The organism is Alteromonas mediterranea DE, assembly GCF_000020585.3.
Classification (GTDB): Bacteria; Pseudomonadota; Gammaproteobacteria; order Enterobacterales; family Alteromonadaceae; genus Alteromonas; species Alteromonas mediterranea.
The window spans coordinates 3,295,596-3,313,525 of record NC_011138.3 but is presented as its reverse complement, the minus strand read 5'-3'; the positions used below and the strand labels follow the sequence as shown (position 1 = coordinate 3,313,525).

The window sequence follows — 17,930 nt, the reverse complement described above, 5'->3', positions numbered from 1 at the left end:
AAAAGCTAAACGTAAGTCAGATTATGCTCACAAAAATCTTCCGGCCAAGCCTTGTCGTAGGTGCTCTATGCTTAAGCGTTTGTGCTTCAGCACACGCAAGAGATCTCATTGAGACACTTTATCACGCAGATTTCACCCCAGACACTGACGATGAAATTCCCCGCTTCACGCTAGACGGCGAACTTGGCGTGCTGGTTAATACCGGGAATACGTCAGCGGCCAGCGTTAAAGCTGCTGTAAACGCTGATCACGAGACTGAAAACTGGAGCAGTATTTATCTAGCGGAACTGCTTTATAAAGAGAGTGGTAGTGCTACCACCGAGCGGGATATTAGCGCACAACGCTTTTACACCAGCGCTCAATTCGATTATAAATTACTCACGCCTGGCCGCCGCCTTTTCATGTACGGCGATTATGAGGATGACAAGTTTACTGGCTATGAGCATCGCGCCTCGTTAGCCGCAGGTTGGTCTCAGCGAGTTTGGCGTAACGAAGACAGTGAGTTTCGTTATAGTGTTGGGCCGGGGTATACCTTTATCGAAGCTGAAGAGGACAACAACGGTGTTGTGAATGACGGCATTATTGTAAGGGCTTCAGCAGAATATAAATACCACTGGAGTTCAGGCGCAAAACTAAGGCAGTTTGTCAGTGCCGAAGCGGGCGAGGAAAATACGAAATCTCGCTCTGAAACCTCGTTGTCAGCTAACGTCTTCGGCTCTTTGGCTATGAAGCTGTCATTTATTTTAAGTCACGAGACAGATACACCAGAAGATGTGGCAGCGTTGAGTACAGAAACATCAGTTGCTTTGGTGTACCAGTTTTTTTAGTCAATTAGTGTAAATTCATAGGATAATGTGGCCTTTTTAACGGGTTCGCATTGACTGTCTAGGCTGAAAATGTACACTGCGCACCACAATATTAGTGGTGGTTGCCCAGTGCGACGCCGTTAAACCAATTTCTTCAAAAACTCGCGTTGTACCGCCTAGCAGTACCAAAGGTCTCGTGTACAACTGATGGACCGTTAATCAATAGGATTGTTCAATGAAAAAGCAAGTGCTTGCATCTTTAGTTGCCATTTCTCTTTCTCCTGCCGTATTCGCGCAAGACGATGAAGTAAAACCTTTTACAATGGAAGGTGAGTTAGGTTTCATTTCAACATCAGGTAATACTGAAACCACGTCAATCAGCGCAGGTATTCAAGCGCACCAGGAACTTGAAAAGTGGAGCAACGACTACGTTCTTAAAGGTCTTTATAAGCAAGAGACCGTGGAAGGTGATGACGGCGAAGACATTGAATTTACTTCAGCGCAGAAGTTCTTCGGTTCAGCACAGGGTAACTATAAACTAGCTAATCCAGATAACCGTCTATTCGGCTTCGCATCTTACGAAGACGACCGCTTCAGTAACTTTAACTATCAAGCGACTGTGGCTGCAGGTTGGAACCAAAAGGTGCTAGAGAATAAGCGTCATACGCTTGAATACTCAATTGGTCCTGGTTACTCGTTCATTGAAACGCAAGATGGGGAAAACCTAGATAGCGTGATTGTTCGTGCGTCATCGGCCTATTCTTGGAAAATCTCTGATACCGCTAAGTTCACCCAAACCGTGAGTACGGAAGTCGGTTCTGATAACACTAAGTCTCGTGCTGAATCGGCCCTTACTGCAACTATTAGCGGTAACCTATCAATGCGTCTATCATTCAAACTTGATCACAACACCAATGTTGAAGACGATGTTGAGAAGCTAGATACAGAGACCGCTGTTAGCCTAGTTTACAATTTCTTCTAAGCTAAGATATACACGCAACTACCCCCGCGGTAAGTTAGGCATTAGGCCTGTGTGTTAATCTAAAAAAAACGCTGCATTATATGCAGCGTTTTTTTATTTAAGCCCCAATTTTCAAAAAAGGGGGCTTAACGTCGATAAAGCGGTATTAGTGTAAAATACGGGTTTTTATTGTGCCGTCAATTTGCTGAAGTTCAGCAAGGGCTTCATAACCGCGGTCTTCTTTCACATCTACAACCACGTAACCAATTTCTGCGTTAGTTTGAAGGTACTGGGCTTCAATATTAATGCCTTTCTCTGCAAACGCCTGGTTAATTTGCGTAAGAATACCTGGCTGGTTTTTGTGCACGTGAAGCAGGCGTGAACGGTTCGTATGCTCAGGAAGCGATACTTCAGGGAAGTTTACTGCAGACAAGGTTGAACCATTGTCGCTATATTTGGCAAGTTTGCCAGCCACTTCAATACCAATATTTTCCTGTGCTTCTTGCGTACTTCCCCCTACATGCGGAGTAAGAATAACGTTGTCAAACGCACGAAGCGGAGACGTAAACTCTTCAGTGTTAGACTTAGGCTCAACTGGGAATACGTCGATGGCAGCGCCGTTAAGGTGGCCGCTTTCAAGGGCGCTAGCCAGTGCATCAATATCAACCACGGTCCCGCGAGAAGCATTGATAAGAATGCTGCCTTTTTTCATTTGAGACAGCTCTTTCTCGCCAATCATGTCTTGAGTTTGAGGTGTTTCAGGTACGTGAAGCGAAACAACGTCTGAGGTATTTAGAAGCTTTTCTAACGATTTCACCTGTGTAGAGTTACCGAGCACAAGCTTATCTTCAATATCAAAGAACTGAACACGCATACCAAGGTGTTCAGCAAGAATACTCAGCTGGGTACCGATGTGCCCATAGCCAATGATACCGAGTGTTTTACCGCGAGCTTCATACGAGCCTACAGCTGTTTTTTCCCATTCGCCGCGGTGCGCTTTGGCATTTTTGCTAGGCACTTGACGAAGAAGAAGGATAATTTGACCAAGGACTAACTCAGCGACCGAGCGTGTGTTTGAAAAAGGCGCATTAAACACGGGAATGCCGCGACGCTGGGTCGCTTCTAAATCAACTTGGTTTGTTCCAATACAGAAACAGCCGATTGCTACAAGCTTCTGTGCAGCATCAACCACTTTCTCTGTAATTTGAGTACGCGAGCGAATACCTACAAAGTGGGCGTCTTTAATCTTTTCAATCAACTCATCTTCAGGAAGAGAGGTTTTAAGAAATTCAATGTTGCTATACCCATTGCTTTTTAGCGTTTCCAAAGCGCTTTGGTGAACACCTTCTAACAATAAAATGCGGATTTTATCCTTCTCTAATGAAACTTTGCTCATGAACTCGCTATCTCTCACTGATGTAATTTATTTCGCTTGAATAACCCCAGCAGGTCTGAATATGCCAGGGAGTGGTCACTGTCGATATGCTATAAAGACATCTAGACGTCTAAACGGAAATTAACAGAAAACGCATTAAGTTGAAAGTAGTTTTTGTATAGCTTTTCGCCGCTTCAGTTTATCGTTTACGTTAACTAACAAAATGATAACGCTGGCGGCGAAAGCCATTGGTAGTTTTTACGTTTTTACTTAAAGGTCTCAACACCGTTTTCTGTTGCACTTAGCACTATATCGGCACCGCGCAGAGCGAAAATGCCGTTAGTCACTACGCCTGGAATATTATTTATCTTTTGTTCTAGTTCCCGTGGATTAAGTATCTCAAGGTTATGAACATCCAAGATAACGTTGCCATTGTCGGTGATCACTCCCTGACGGTACTCTGGGTCGCCGCCAAGCTTAACCAGTTCACGGGCTACGAAAGAACGGGCCATAGGTATCACTTCAACAGGGAGGGGGAATGCGCCCAGTACTGGCACCCGTTTAGTTTCATCTACAATACAAACAAACGTAGTGGCAGCGCCTGCAACAATCTTTTCACGAGTAAGTGCGGCACCGCCCCCCTTAATCATATGCTTGTGTTCGGTAACTTCATCGGCACCGTCGATATAAACAGAAAGGTTGCTTACTTCGTTTAGCGCAAATACTTCAATGCCCAAAGCTTTTAAACGCGCTGTTGATGCTTCTGAGCTTGATACTGCCCCTTCAATTTTGTGTTTAATTTTACCGAGCTCTTCAATAAAGAAATTCACGGTAGAACCCGTACCCACACCGACAATACTGTCTGATTCAACGTAGTCGATAGCTGCTTTGGCTACGGCTTGTTTCTTTGCGTTCTGATCCATGGTCATTCTCCGACTTATTTTGTTGGCAGTGTAACTTATATGCCTATATGAACCCACAAGTTCATAGTCACAATTTGTTATATCGACTATTCAGCGGTATTGAAAACTAGCGTGCGTGTGGGAGTAACAATAGCATCAAGGGGAACATCCCACGAGGCTACAGGCAACGCCTCGACTTCTTGCATGTCGTGTGCAATACCAACAAGCTTAGGTTTGTTGCTGCTTATATTTTTTTGTGGATAAACGTTGCGCTGGGTAAAGGCTAGGGTGCGGTCGTAATAGCCGCCTCCCATACCCAGGCGATTGCCGTTAGTATCAAAGCCAACCAAGGGCATAAGGATAACATCGCATTGCGACGTAGGAATAACGCTAGGGCAAACTAAGGCCGGCTCTTCAATATTGTATTTGTTTTTAACTAACGCTGTATGTTGAGTATAGGAAAGAAAGAGCAGGTGACCTTTACATATTGGGTGTAACACTGGTAGCGCGAACTGTTTTGCTTGAGGGGCTTGCCATTGCATCTCGATATAGTCTTTTAAATCAACCTCTCCGTCGTTAACTAGGTAGCCCGCGATGGTATTAGCCTCTATTAAAAAATTCAGCGAACAGAGTTGTTTAACTACGCCTTGCGCGGCATCACGCTGCTGTTGTGGGCTTAACGCACGGCGGGCTTCTCGAAGTTGTTTTCTCAATATTGTACGGGCGTTGGCTTTCGCTTCGGGCAGCGTATTACTGTTTTTAACGCGCTGACTAGCTGAAATTGTTGATGCGGGCATGGGTCGATTACTCACACACTTAACATTATCATTCTAATTCCTTTTTACCGCCAAAAATTGGTTGAGTACTCGTACTAACTCATTACTGTCGACAGGCTTTGTGAGTACATCATCAAGTCCTTTTTCGTATAAAGACGCTGGCTTAGTGATGGCATCCGCGGTTAGCGCAATCACTGGCAGTTCGGGTTTCATGCTTTTTATCTGAGCGGTGGCCTCGTCCCCCTGAATACCTGGCAGGTTTAAATCCATTAATACAAGGTCTACAGGGTTAGCGTTTACATACTTCACGCCTTCTTCGCCCGTGCTGACAATAGCGTGAGCTACCCCTAATTTCTCGAGCAATGTTTGGATAACAACTTGGTTAATGTAATGGTCCTCAACAACTAAAACCCTAGCAGATTTATCTATATTTATTTGCGCAACGAAGCTTTGTGGCTGTGCATTGGCAAACTCATTTGCTGTTAAGACATCGGAGGGCAAGGTTACGCTAATGCGAGTCCCTTCGTTCACCTTACTGCTTACTTTGATCGTGCCGTCCATTAACTCAATAAGGCGTTTTGATATATTTAATCCTAGGCCTGTCCCGCTAATTTGATGGGCGTTTTCCATTCTCTCGAAAGGAGTGAAAAGCCGTTTTTGATCTTCTTCACTGATACCAATGCCTTGATCGATAACATTGAATATTAACTTATCATTTTTGTATTTTACCTGGGCGTTAACCGACTTACCTGGGTTGGTGAATTTTATCGCATTAGATAATAGGTTAAGTGAAACTTGCCCAAACTTAGTGTCGTCGAAAAACAGTGTGTCGGGAACACGGCTATCAATGGTGGACGTAAATGTAATGCCGCCATCTTCAGCGCGAATCTTGGTAAGTGAAAATAAGTGGGTAAAAAAGTCGTGTGTACTTACCGCGCGAGGCATGACACGCATTTTTCCTGCTTCAATTTGTTTGATATCTAAAACAGAATTTACTATCTCTAATAGTCTTTCACCGCTTTGCGTCACATGTGACAAAGGAGTAGTAAAAGATTCGGGTAACTTAAGCTTTTGCGCTTCCCCTTCAAGTAGCCGACTGAACGTGTTGATAGCGTTTAGTGGCGTTCTTATCTCATGGCTCACATAAGACAAAAAGTCGGATCTAAACTGACTGGTGCGCTCTAGTTCTCTGTTTTTACGCTTTAGCTCTAAGTGTGCCACTACTGATTTACTCAGCGTTTGTAACGACGTTTTTTGGCTCTCTGTGAGTTTACGGGGCTTGCGATCAATGGTGCAAAGCGTACCAATTGCATGGCCTGAAGGAGAGACAAGCGGTGCTCCGGCGTAAAAGCGGATATCCGGAGCGCCGGTAACCAACGGGTTGTCGTGAAATCGAGGGTCTAGTGATGCGTTGGGTATCTCGAACACGTCATCTTGTAGTATGGCGTGAGAGCAAAAGGCAATTTCTCGAGAGGTTTCTTCTGCGTCTAATCCCACTCGCGATTTAAACCACTGTCTATCAGGGTCGATAAGGCTAATAAGCGCAATAGGGGTATCGCATATTTGGGAAGCTAGTGTGGTTAGGTCGTCAAATAATTGTTCAGCTTCGGTGTCGAGAACATCGTAGCTCAATAATTCAGCAAGACGTTCATCTTCATTATCTGGGAGAGGAGCCGCTTCCATATTCTAAAAAACCTGCGCTGAAATTAAAAAGGGATTGTATATTAACAATCCCTTAAACATATCATAGAGCGTAGGTGTCTACGAATAGTTGTTCCAGCTTTTTGTGGTCAACTTTAGTTGCTACCTTAATCGTATTTGCTTCATTCCAAAGCGGGCTAGGTGTAGTACCCATAGGGGCAACCGCCGTTTGGCCTCTGTCTAGCGTGCCAGTACCAACGCGAACGTGACCTTCGGTCAGTTCAAATAGCTCTGGGTGACGAAGGTGAGCAATAGGGAATGCATCGTGGAAAAAGCACACGCGGTCTTCGCGGTTTTGCGAGTAGAAGTCCATATAGAACTGTGCGCTTTCTTTCACAAAACCACCAAGGGTATTGTTCTTTTCTTCTAGTTTTTCAACAAAAGCCGGAGAGAATGGCGTGAAGTTCGTCACGTCCAAACCAAACATGGTAAGCTCCCACTCTGCCGCGAACACAATTTCAGCGGCGTGCGCATCGTTCCAAATGTTTGCTTCAGCTACTGGCGTAACATTACCAGGTACAAACGCTGCGCCTCCCATAATGCTAACACCTTTAACCAATTTAGGTAGGTCTGGTTCAAGGCGAAGGGCTAGGGCCAAGTTGCCTAGCGGGCCGATAGCAACAATGGTTATCTCGCCAGGGTATTTACGCGCCATATCTACAATGAACTGCGCAGAGCTGCGCGGGTCGAGTTCAGTTTTAGGGGCTTCAGGCTTAATGTGACCGAAGCCGTGCTCACCGTGGACAAAGTGGGCGTACGTTGACTCAGGACCAACCCAAGGCATACCAACACCTTTCGTTACAGGAATATCTTTACCCGCAATTTCACAAAGCGTAAGCGCATTTTGTGCGGCCATCGTTACCGGTACGTTTCCGTAAACCGTAGTTAAGCCAAGTACTTCAATGTCTGGAGATTGGAAAGCGAAAAATATCGCCATTGCATCATCAATACCCGGGTCTGTATCTAATATGATTTTATGTGTCATCAAGTTGTCTCAAATGCGTCTTGCTAGTTGGCGTGTTTCGCTAAGAAACGATCCACTTCTTTTTGTGATGGAATACTTTGCGCTGCACCCTCTCGGGTTACTGCAATTGCCGACGCGGCACACCCTCTACGGAGTGCTTGCTTAGCATCGGTGTGGCTGCTGTAGGCAGACAAAAAGTAACCGATAAAGGTGTCGCCTGCTGCGGTTGTATCAACTGCATCTACCGTAAAGGCGTTAACTTTTATAACGTCGTCTTTACGCAGCATCATTACACCCGCTTTACCCAGTGTAATGATAACTTCGCAATGTGACCATTGTTCTTTGAACACTGTCACAATTTCTTCAAATTCTTCTTTGCCGGTAATAGCCGCTGCTTCCGTTTCGTTTACAATTAGTAAATCAACGCAATCTAACGGGAGCTGCTTAACAGACTCACTCATAGGGGCAGGGTTGAAGGCCACTTTTAGCTGGTTTTCTTTCGCTTGGCGCAGTACTTCTTCAATGCTACTTGTTTCGTTTTGAGTAAGTACCCAATCAGAAGGGCGTGTGTCATCTAGCGCCTGCATTACCGTTTTTGCGGTAATCGTTTGGTTTGCGCCTCCAAACAGTACGATGGCGTTTTCACCACTGGGCGTTACTTGAATGATTGCGTGCCCAGAAGGGACTTCTGAACATTTAACACCACGGCAATCAACGCCTTTTTTAATTAAGGCTTGTTTGAATGATGCATCGTTCTCGTGAATGCTGCCAACATGACGTACGTCGGCACCAGCTTGCGCTAAAGCGATAGATTGGTTTGCGCCCTTACCACCTAATAACGTTTGGTAATGGGTTGAGGCTAGCGTTTCACCAGGTTGCACAAAGTGATCTACCTGATAAACGTGGTCGATATTGATAGAGCCAAAATTTATTATTGCCATTTCTTCTTCCGTCGAAAGAGGGCGCTTCCCAGAATGCCGCTGTCCATGTTTCGCCCGTGAACCGAAAAGTTCAGGGCGGTTATTCATAAGCTTCTGATTTTACGCTACTTTTCTATACTTTCAAAAATCCGAGTGTGTTGAGGGTGCGAATTTGTCGTTTTTTCTGCATATTCTTCGATGTAATCACCGTAAGTTTCAAACAACATTTTGGGTGAGGTATGACCCATTTGTTTGGCTATATCCCACAAATTATGCCCAAGAGAAATTCGCATCGTTGCATAAGTGTGTCGGAGATTATACGGGTGTCGATAAGAAACGCCACATTCATCACACATTTTTATTAATAGCCTACGTAAAGAGTAGGTATCAAAGTGCTCACGTTTGCTTCTTGAATTATGGAAAACGAACGGGAGTTTCCCAGGTTCTAGGATCTGCAACAAAGACACTGTTTCTTCGTCCAGTTGTATAGTCCGTTCGCTTGCCTCAGTTTTAGGGGTTCCAAGTTCCTTAGCGTAAGTGACGTAGTTTTCATCTATGTTTATTGTTTTTCGTTCTAAGTCGACATGCTCCCATCGAAGCGCGCACAGCTCACCGGACCGCAGTCCTGTTTTCGCCCATACTTGGATATAGGTTCTTTCACGTAGATCCTGGAACGCAGCGAGTTTTTTAAGCTCGGTTAACGTGAAAGGTTGTACTTTATCTTTCTGCTTGCTCTTTCTGCGCTTAACAGCAGAGGAAATTTTAAACCCTAACAATGGGTTATTAGTGATAGTCCCGTCTACAACGGCTTCACTAAAAGCTGCACGGAGTACTTTGAATGTACTGTTTAGGGTCGAATTTCCCATAGAAATGGCTAATTCTTGAGCTAATTCTCGCGCGCTACGTGAATCAAATTGCGTTATTGGGGTGTTACCCACGTACTTTTTAAGCACGGTCGCTCTACTTTTGTAGGTTCTGAGGCTACCGGTCTTAAGTCCTTTGTTTTCCGCCTCGGTTATTGCGCGTTCGAGGTAGAAGCCTATCGAAGCATTGGAAACACCGCGACCGAAGAGTTTAAGTTTTTTAGAATTAGGGAAATAGTCGGCGTAGCGAAATACGTTGTTAGTTATTTTGTTTTTTATTTCGCCCAGCAAGTTTCCAGCAGCAGTAATGTTGGACTTATCTGTAGGCCAACCTGAAAGGGGCTCCCGACAAGGAACCCCTTTATAAGTAAATGCTACCNAAATTGTTTTGGATTTTTTATTCTCGCGGATAGTTACTCCGCGTGGAAGGTTGATCTTCCTTGTTGTCTTACCCATTTGTCTATTGCATCTAAGTCTACGAAACGGCNTGCGCNTTTTACGTCCAAAACATGGTGACCTAAACGCCAAACTCCTTTGCTTAAACGCTGACGCACCGCTTCGGGTGTTACATCATAGTCGCGATAGTATACACCAATTGGTAGCGTAGCTGACTTAGGGGCGTTAGACATTTCTTGTCTAACTAATGACTTAACTAGTTCGTTTACTGATAACTCCATCACATTTGCACCGATGCTGTTATGACATCCGCGAGCTGCTGGTAAGACTGCAGGCGTTTTTGAAACTCCTCACAGGTAATACCGTCCAACTCGTCAAGTGCGTACACCACGCCTTTTGATTTGTATCCTACAATTACGAATGCTTTTTCGCCTGCTGCTTCGGCTTCTTCTAGCCAGACTCTTTGTTGAGCGCTAAGCTTTGGGACGATCAAAGTCGATTCGCGTTTAGGCAACGCTTTGATGTATTTATATTCAACCCAGGTGGGTGATCCTACGCCATCTAACCTTCGGTAAAACGCATCAGATACGCCACCGAAAAAGTTATCATTGATTTTCCATTTACGCACCGTAGCTGGGATTTTCTTATGCACGGCACGAGTAAAGTCGGATTCAATCATGGGGTATTAAAGCCCGTTTCACGGAGAGGTGGGCAAGACCTACGAGTTAGTGCACATCGAGACGACGGGTGATGTGCACCACCGTCTTTATGCCACAGCCTTTTCCGCAGGCTCTTTAGTAGACTTCATACGAGTATAGTTCTCGCTGGCTTCGGCAAACAGGTTCTCGTCTGCCCAACCTTGAAATTCGAAGTCTACGTTATGCCACGTTTGACCGCGAGGATTGCGATCGAGTTTTCCGAATATACGGTAAACTGCACCGTAGCGGGGAGTTCCTTTTCCGCAGCGTAGTTGTAAGTCAGAGTTCCACGCACGTGATACTTTGAGCTTAGATGATGCGAAGTCCATTAACGCTGGCATTTCTACTTCACCTTTATCATTTAAGATAAGTAAAGTGTGAGTTGCCGTTTGCGCAATGTCGAAATCAGCCGGGTCTTCCCCTTCGTCGGTCAGTGACTCTTTAGCCTCTGCTTCCGATGCGAAGTTACCGAAGAAACCGCCACCTAGGTCGCGTTTCTTAAAGACGGTAAAGCCCGTTTCGAAGAACAAGTTAATAACTAATAGTTCTTCAGCCGGTTCGCCTGTTACGGAATTTAACAAATCACCTGCTTTTGCGCCAGCAATAAATCGACTTGAATCCGAGTCCACTTCTGGGCTCATTTTCTGAATCAATTTAATACGTGGGATTTGTAAGTCGTCAGGGGTTACGTTTTCGTTCCCCAGTGCAACACCTGTTTGTAGGTGAGCTGGCAGGGTACTGGTGTTTTGGATCGTTGATGGTAGTGACATATAGTCCTCGGTTCTTTGGTTACTTCGTTAGTACAGCATTAGTGCTGGACAGTAAATATAATCAATGATTATATTTAGTGTCAATTTAATTCGCGGATAGTTACATCTGCCTGTTTGAAAGGCTCTATACCGGGAATGTCTTCGCCCTGCTCTAACAATTCGTTATACGCAGAACTAGCAATACGCTTTTGAAACAAATAAAACGCATCGTTTTCTTTCATCCACGCAATGAGCGCATCCCAGTCTTTTACAGACGCGTGGGTTTTCTCACTGACACGGATATTTGCAAGCCCGTCAATGCTGGTCGCATCGATGCCGAGTTCTTCACAAATTTTGATGATCTGCATTTTCAAATCATCAAATACTTCTTTGTGAAGCTTGGCTTTCTTATCGAGCTCGCGATAGGTTCGGCGCTCTTCGAGCGCTTGACCTATGAGTTCTTTTAACTTCGACATAATTACTCCGGCTTACGGCTGGTAATTTTCTAACGCCTCAATAGTAGCGTTGATTTGCGAACGCAGCTCATTTGGATCTGCGCGTTTTTGCAAACGCTCTAAATCTGTTTCGGCTTTTTTGCGTTCCACGGCAACGGTATAGTCGTCGCGTTCTTCGGTCTGATCGATCTCACCATTTAGCATGCCGCGTAACTCATCGGTAAGCTTGGTTAACTCGATCTTTTTCTCCGCTATTTGTTCTACGACCTTGGCCTTAGAACGGATAACCTTGGTCAGGTCACGCATGGCATCAAGAGCAACATCAGCGGGTGATTTTTCTGGCTCCGCTTCTACTTCCGCTTCCGTCTCTACCACGGCTGATTCGGCCACAGGTTCTTCAGTAAATTGCGAAGAAATCGCTTCGCGCTCATCTTGAGTGACACTTTCATTATCGATATCCTCAGACTTAGTAGTTGAGGCAGGTACTTCTTGTTGTAAATCGAAAAAGTCCATAAGGGCTCCTTATATCTTTTGGGTTTTAATGGTTGGTTGGGTAGACGTTGAATCGGTAATTTCATAGGTTGTGCTTTGCCAGTGTGCAGTTTGCGTGCGTTTAGCGTCCTGCGAACTTACTTTGGCACACGTCTTGTCGTACATTTCGAGTAACTCTGAAAATGAATTAGAGTCATCTGCGAAATAGTTAATTAATGCCCTGCGTTTTTTTGTGCTATACAGGTGCAGTAAAAATTCGTTTTGTAAATCACGTAAATGTTTTTCTAAATCAATCATGCGGCTGCCCTAGACTCAGCAAGTTCTTTAAGTAGATCGAGGGTGTTATGTAGCTTAACGCGTTTACCTTCGAGCTTTTCGTACACAGACGTTTCGATCGTATCTGCAGCAGCAATACGGATAGTTTCGGTACGCTTTGTTTGTCCTGCACGATAGAACCTGCGATTGAATTGTTCATAGTGCTCTGCATTGTAAGTAGGGCTAGCCCATATAGTGGTTGTCGCTGCGGTTAACGTGAGCCCATGTCCTGCAGATTGCGGGTGAGCGAAGATCACTTTGATATTACCGGCTTGGAATTGGTCGACAATTTCAGATCTTTGTGTATCTTTCGTTTCTCCGTCGATCACAGCGTAAACAATCCCTTCTTTTTTACACAGCTCGACCATCGCCGTGCGTTCATGCTTGAAGTTAAACGCCACCAAGCATTGGTTACGTTCCATAATTAAGTCACGAACCAGTTCATAGCGCTCGTTGTGGACCTTATGTACGTTACCGGCTGAATCATATACACAGCCAGTCAGCATTTGTTGTAGCTTTCTAAAACGTACACCAGCGTTGATCGCGTCGACGCGCCCAGATTCTAGTTCCAAGATCGAATCTTCGAGGAATTGCTCGTACTGCTTGCGTAGTTTTTTGGGGATATCAATCGACATATCCGTAACGATGTTTTCAGGCATATCAATACAGTCTTCGAGTTTCACCCTAAACGTAATATCTGACAGCATCGCGGTGACGACTTCTTCGGCGTTAGGTTTGTCCCGCCATTGTCTAACCGTGGGGGTTACCTGATACGGTGTTTGTACTTGATTCTGGAAGTGGTAAAAATTTTTACCTAGTCGTTCGCCATCGTCTACAATATGTACCTGCGACCATAGGTCGACAACCGACTTAGGATTCGGGGTACCGGTTAAAATTACGCGGTACCTGAACGCTTGTGCCAGTTTCATTATCGACTTAGTGCGTTTCGCTGTTTTATAGTTCTTAAACGCGGTCGACTCATCGACTACCAGCGTGTTGAAACCAACCAACACCTGGGGGTTTTGCTCTAGCCACTTAACAGCATCGTGGTTTGTGATCACAATGTCCGTGTCTTCTGCAAATGCCTGTGCACGGTTTTTGGCATACGCCACTGAGTACGTTAAATTCGGTGTCCATTTGTCGATGTCATTACCCCAGGCAGGTTGGAGGATAGACAACGGCCCCAGAACCAAGGTTCTTTGTGCTAGGCCCTGGGTCTTACGTGTATTAATTGTTTCTAATGTCGCGCGTGTTTTTCCCGAGCCCGCATCAGAAAAATTAAGCACCCGTGGGTTGTCCAGCCAGAAATCATGGAATGCCTGCTGGTGTTTAAACATCGGTGGGTTATTAAATAGCGGTGCTAACATGATATAACCTCTGATTATTAACTTTCATATAAATCGACTTCATAAGTAGTACATGTCCATGATTGACCGGTGTCTTCCAGAAAGGCTACAAGCATGTCGACATTACAAAACTTATCTAGGTGCTCTGCCATGAGGGCGTCGCTGTTATTTAACGCTAGAAACATGGAGATAACGCGCCCTTGTGTGTGTTAATCTTCAAATAGCCAAGGGTCAGCGGTCCTGAATTTATTGAATAACTCGCGTGGCGTTAAATAGCATTCTTTACTCTCCGTCACTAAGATCTGCATCTGTATTCCCCAGTAAATAATTNGGNATAANGGCTGCATGGTCTAGGTGCGGAGCGATGATTTNAAAGAGTCGTTTGGCGGCNTCTTCTTNGTTTAACCCGGTTNGCTCACTGCGGAAAAGGGTATCTACTCCGTCTAATATTTCGCGTGTGTAGTAGTCACGCGCTTCTATTGACTCTTGAAGTATCCTTCTTAGCTGGTGCGCTACTGATACGTGTTCTTTTTTTNCTTCGGCTAAACGGTTTCTAATCCATGTCGGGTCGTTTACATTTACCCATGGATTGTTAGACATATCCTGGTGGGTATACACACCATAGCCGCTGTTTGGGTCGAAAGGTCCGGTGCTCATTATTCACTCCACTCACATAGGTTTTCTTTTTTGTAGTCGCACCATTTACAATTGTGTTGCGACGGTCTTGGGGGCCAGCTTGTACAGGTGGTCAGTGCTAAAGCGCGTTTTTCTACACGTGTTTTTAGCACCTCTGCTTCTGCACGGGTGTATAGTTTGTTTAACTCTTCGCCTTTATCGACATACCAGAAATCGGTTTGTACGGTTTGAAGTTCTGGGTAACGTTCAAACGCGGCGATGGTGTAAAACATACCCTGCAAACCGTGTTTTAACTCGTTACCGAATTTACGGCCGGTTTTGTAGTCGATACACCACCCAGAGGTGGGCGTTTCCATTACAAAAGCATCGAGCTTGATACGGCCCCAGAGATCTTTGTCGCGCCAACTGCATGGCGACCAGTCTTGTTTTACACCCCAGTTTTCTTCTAGCTCTACCATTCCTGCGCTAAACAGTTCACGTAGGTCTAAGAACTTTTTCTCGAACTTTTTAAGCTCTGCAGGCATGTCGATTTCGCCGCGTACGAACTTTTCTGCGTCGTCATGGACTTTAATGCCTCGGTTCAGTGCAGCGTTATCGCTGTTGTCAACTTTCACTTTTTCGACTTTTGCTTTGTACACTTTGTAAGGGCACATTTCGAAGTCGGTGATAGTCGTAAAAGCCCAGACCGGTACATCGCCGGTACTAGGTTCTGGGGTCTTTAACCTTTGTCCTGGGACAAAGACTTGATCGGGATTCATCTTATGCATCGGCAGCCTCATCGGTGTCTTGCGGGTTAGCCATGTCGTAATACTTTGAGATGTCTAAGTCGATTTTCTTGAGTCTTTCGACATCCATCTGTGTGGCGTTATTGCGCAGTAGCTGTTCTTTGTATGTTTCTTCCAGCGTCCATTTTGTCACCAAGAATCGATCGCGCACGCCGTCGCAGGTGATACGCTGCTCTTCTATACCCATTTTACGGAGCATGGTGTTCCATGTTTTGCGGGGTAGGTACTTGTTAGCGAAATACTCAAACACTTCGCGGAGCTGCTGCTTTTTAACACCGCATTCGTGACCGGTGTTGGCTTTGGCTATCCATGTCAAAAGGGTGTTTCTTACTGATTGGAAACGCAGTTGCTCTAAGTCCGTTGCAGGAAGTGACTCTAAAATCTCGCAGTATGCAGATAGATCGCCTTCGACGAACTTTTGCATAAGTAGGTTATAAGCATCAGCACTGTGCTCGCGTAGTTTAAGCTTCGCAGTATTAAGTATTGGGTTACGAACGTGACGCTCTACCCATTGAAATCTAATCAAAAACGTTGCGAATAGATTAAGTTCGGCTTGGATTTCTTTACCTATGTTTCGCTCGAATAAATCTGGTATTACGTCTTTGAGTTTAACGCGCTGAAATTCGCCTACGTTGTAACGTCTATCTTCGGAATCTATACGTACTGAATCGGCTTCATTAGAAGTGAAAATAAAGTTCGTATAAGTGCGCCGTGATATAGGGTTAGAACGCATTAATCTAAGCGTCTGCATTTCTTGGGTTATTGCGTTTTTGAAAAAGTTTTCAACGTTAGTGTTTCGCGAGTTACCCATGCGAAATTCATCGACTACCATGATCAAACAGTGCTCGATGTATGAATTAAATTGATCATCGAAGTTTTCCATGGATTTTTCTAATGCTGCAGGGTGTTGTGTTCCGTATTGTGGGTGGTTAAATAGCGGCGCAAGAATGTGCTCAAACAGAATCCCTTTACCCGTACCTTGGGTACCCTGCAAAACCCATGCGGTTTTAGCTTTAGTTTTTGTTTGAAAAACATAAGCTAGCCAGTTGATAAAATGCTCAAACGTAGGTAATTCGTTCCCTAATACGTGATACAACACTTGGTATATCACAGGACATACGGCATGTAACCTAGAACCGTAACCGTAGGTTAAGCCCTCAGTTATTTCCTCCGGTATGTCTGCGTTTGCTCGCATGTAATCCGTTTCTACGAAGGTATTGATTATGCTGCTTCGCATATCGACGCCAGTAGAGGCGCGCGGATTGTATTCTATAGTCCATGGAGGAATAACATCAGGAACAGGTTCGCCATTAGCCAAAAGCCAGTCATTACAGCTATCTTTTTTGGAGTAGTTAAGCGAGAGAAGCGTTCCATCACCCTGGCGATACGAGACTTTGGCGTAAGTGTCACGTTCCACATCGTGCACGACCATGTATTTGACATTGTCTTCCATTTTCTTTGCGAATTGGTTGCAGAAATCTTTGTAAGCGCCTGGGTCAGCAGATTCGAAGGAAAAGGGGTCTTCGCCTTTGAATGAGTACATGACTCGTGGATTATCAGTGAAGCACCAATACGCGGTGGAATCCCCCCCGTTAATATTGAAGTGAGCATATCCATCGCGTTCATATTCAAATCGGATTCGCATCCTCGGAGGATTCGCAACACAAGCTCTGTCTTCTCCTGTTAGCCCATCTTTGAAATTAAAATATTTTGTTTTACGGGGTTTAACACCTAGTTCTTTGCAGATCTCATTGATGCGCTTATCGGTTTCTTGTTTTACGATATCTGGATCTAGGTTCGTTAGCCTAGGTGCTAGGTCTAATGTATGGTCGACCTTTTTAACTGACTGTATTCGCCAGTCGTCATTCGCGATAGGAGAGTTAACTCCAACGAACTCCGGCGGTGCGATATAAATTAACTGTGCGTTATTTGCAGTAGCTGGATCTATCGTCCATTTTAACGCGGTTTTAGTTTTGTTTAATGTAAGTTGGCTTCGCACTAGTTCGTTATCGAAGTTCATGCTGCGTAACCAGTCTTTCAGCGCTGCTGGCTCTACAGGATCATCCAATAAAAAATGATAGTGGATGTTGATTGTTGGTTTTAGACCGAAGCCTGAAGACACGCCAAACACATAACTGATGTTATGCATATAAGCGGGAAAAATCGTTGTTAGTGTTTGCTCCGCTAATTCTTTTATACGGCGCGCATTAAGTTTTTCTTGGGATACATCTATGTTGGGTAACGCTAGACCATCTATATCGATAACGATATGGTCTGTAAGGGCGTTTTTATCAGTAAGTCCTACACGTCGTTTTTTCTTGATTTGTTGCTTGGCTTCGCCTTTCAACAAACAATGTCCATTTTGTGCAGCGGTCTTTAAGGCTTTTTCAAGCTCTCCAATGCCTGTCTTACTGTGCGCGATAGGTACCGCGTAAGAATCAAAATGGGCAACGTTCGGATATGCTTTGCTGCCCTTTTGATTGTACGTTTTGCACAGTTTAGCCTTACTGGACGCTGCCAGAAAGGTCAATTGTGCCATGATTACTCCTTGTCCAGTCCGTGGCGTTTACGATGGATTTTTTCTCGGTCTACGATCACGTCTTTAGGGGCATCGAAAAGAAGACGCACGCGCCCGTGGTGTTTATCTTTTACTACTGTAATTTCGCAGGTTTGGGTACCAAATGTGACAAAGAATTTATCACTGGTAGCGGGGTTTGCTGTAAGAGCTAGTGACATTGGTTGTTCCCTCTGATGATTGGTTTGTAAATATAATCAATGATTATAACAATA

General features: G+C 44.8%; 19 protein-coding genes. 2 read left to right on the top strand and 17 right to left on the bottom strand.

Annotated features, from left to right (window positions below):
* Positions 1 to 23: 23 nt before the first annotated feature.
* Positions 24 to 827: a DUF481 domain-containing protein gene (locus tag MADE_RS14690; RefSeq protein ID WP_023559858.1), complete on the top strand. Its 804-nt coding sequence runs from the start codon at positions 24 to 26 to the stop codon at positions 825 to 827.
* A gap of 214 nt (positions 828 to 1,041) precedes the next feature.
* Positions 1,042 to 1,788, top strand: a complete 747-nt coding sequence (locus tag MADE_RS14685; protein ID WP_012519410.1) for a DUF481 domain-containing protein — start codon at positions 1,042 to 1,044, stop codon at positions 1,786 to 1,788.
* Positions 1,789 to 1,933: 145 nt separating this feature from the next.
* Here the strand turns inward: MADE_RS14685 and serA are convergent, their stop codons facing one another.
* The 17 genes from serA to MADE_RS14595 all read right to left on the bottom strand — a co-directional run bounded on the left by serA (position 1,934) and on the right by MADE_RS14595 (position 17,876).
* On the bottom strand, positions 1,934 to 3,163 hold the full coding sequence (gene serA / locus MADE_RS14680; RefSeq protein ID WP_012519409.1) for a phosphoglycerate dehydrogenase: 1,230 nt from the start codon (positions 3,161 to 3,163) through the stop codon (positions 1,934 to 1,936).
* A 245-nt stretch (positions 3,164 to 3,408) separates the two neighbouring features.
* Positions 3,409 to 4,065, bottom strand: coding sequence for a ribose-5-phosphate isomerase RpiA (gene rpiA, locus MADE_RS14675; RefSeq protein WP_012519408.1), 657 nt, complete (start codon positions 4,063 to 4,065; stop codon positions 3,409 to 3,411).
* An 86-nt stretch (positions 4,066 to 4,151) separates the two neighbouring features.
* Positions 4,152 to 4,841 carry a 5-formyltetrahydrofolate cyclo-ligase gene (locus MADE_RS14670; protein WP_012519407.1) on the bottom strand — a complete coding sequence of 230 codons (690 nt, stop codon included), beginning with the start codon at positions 4,839 to 4,841 and terminating at the stop codon, positions 4,152 to 4,154.
* Between the two features lie 33 nt (positions 4,842 to 4,874).
* Positions 4,875 to 6,503, bottom strand: coding sequence for a GAF domain-containing hybrid sensor histidine kinase/response regulator (locus MADE_RS14665; protein ID WP_012519406.1), 1,629 nt, complete (start codon positions 6,501 to 6,503; stop codon positions 4,875 to 4,877).
* Positions 6,504 to 6,564: 61 nt separating this feature from the next.
* A complete protein-coding gene (locus MADE_RS14660) occupies positions 6,565 to 7,506 on the bottom strand; it encodes a nucleoside hydrolase (protein ID WP_012519405.1) in 942 nt (313 codons plus the stop codon).
* 23 nt (positions 7,507 to 7,529) lie between these two features.
* Positions 7,530 to 8,426, bottom strand: a complete 897-nt coding sequence (locus tag MADE_RS14655; RefSeq protein WP_012519404.1) for a ribokinase — start codon at positions 8,424 to 8,426, stop codon at positions 7,530 to 7,532.
* Positions 8,427 to 8,530: 104 nt separating this feature from the next.
* A complete protein-coding gene (locus MADE_RS14650; RefSeq protein WP_023559856.1) occupies positions 8,531 to 9,724 on the bottom strand; it encodes a tyrosine-type recombinase/integrase in 1,194 nt (397 codons plus the stop codon).
* A gap of 220 nt (positions 9,725 to 9,944) precedes the next feature.
* Positions 9,945 to 10,343, bottom strand: a complete 399-nt coding sequence (locus MADE_RS14640; RefSeq protein WP_023559854.1) for a hypothetical protein — start codon at positions 10,341 to 10,343, stop codon at positions 9,945 to 9,947.
* Positions 10,344 to 10,430: 87 nt separating this feature from the next.
* On the bottom strand, positions 10,431 to 11,132 hold the full coding sequence (locus MADE_RS14635) for a hypothetical protein (RefSeq protein WP_023559853.1): 702 nt from the start codon (positions 11,130 to 11,132) through the stop codon (positions 10,431 to 10,433).
* An 80-nt stretch (positions 11,133 to 11,212) separates the two neighbouring features.
* Positions 11,213 to 11,587, bottom strand: a complete 375-nt coding sequence (locus tag MADE_RS14630; protein ID WP_023559852.1) for a gp33 family protein — start codon at positions 11,585 to 11,587, stop codon at positions 11,213 to 11,215.
* A gap of 12 nt (positions 11,588 to 11,599) precedes the next feature.
* Positions 11,600 to 12,079 carry a hypothetical protein gene (locus tag MADE_RS14625; RefSeq protein ID WP_023559851.1) on the bottom strand — a complete coding sequence of 160 codons (480 nt, stop codon included), beginning with the start codon at positions 12,077 to 12,079 and terminating at the stop codon, positions 11,600 to 11,602.
* A 9-nt stretch (positions 12,080 to 12,088) separates the two neighbouring features.
* A complete protein-coding gene (locus MADE_RS14620) occupies positions 12,089 to 12,355 on the bottom strand; it encodes a hypothetical protein (protein ID WP_023559850.1) in 267 nt (88 codons plus the stop codon).
* Positions 12,352 to 13,740, bottom strand: coding sequence for a DEAD/DEAH box helicase (locus tag MADE_RS14615; RefSeq protein WP_023559849.1), 1,389 nt, complete (start codon positions 13,738 to 13,740; stop codon positions 12,352 to 12,354). The genes MADE_RS14620 and MADE_RS14615 overlap by 4 nt, the downstream gene beginning before the upstream one ends.
* Before the next feature lie 17 nt (positions 13,741 to 13,757).
* Complete coding sequence (locus MADE_RS20615; RefSeq protein ID WP_023559848.1) at positions 13,758 to 13,904, bottom strand: hypothetical protein; 147 nt, start codon at positions 13,902 to 13,904, stop codon at positions 13,758 to 13,760.
* Between the two features lie 471 nt (positions 13,905 to 14,375).
* Entirely contained in the window at positions 14,376 to 15,122 is a 747-nt protein-coding gene (locus tag MADE_RS14605) for a PD-(D/E)XK nuclease family protein (protein WP_023559846.1), read from the bottom strand.
* Positions 15,115 to 17,679, bottom strand: coding sequence for a primase-helicase family protein (locus tag MADE_RS14600; RefSeq protein ID WP_023559845.1), 2,565 nt, complete (start codon positions 17,677 to 17,679; stop codon positions 15,115 to 15,117). Before MADE_RS14600 ends, MADE_RS14605 begins: the two co-directional genes overlap by 8 nt.
* A gap of 2 nt (positions 17,680 to 17,681) precedes the next feature.
* Positions 17,682 to 17,876: a carbon storage regulator gene (locus MADE_RS14595; protein WP_023559844.1), complete on the bottom strand. Its 195-nt coding sequence runs from the start codon at positions 17,874 to 17,876 to the stop codon at positions 17,682 to 17,684.
* Positions 17,877 to 17,930 lie beyond the last annotated feature (54 nt).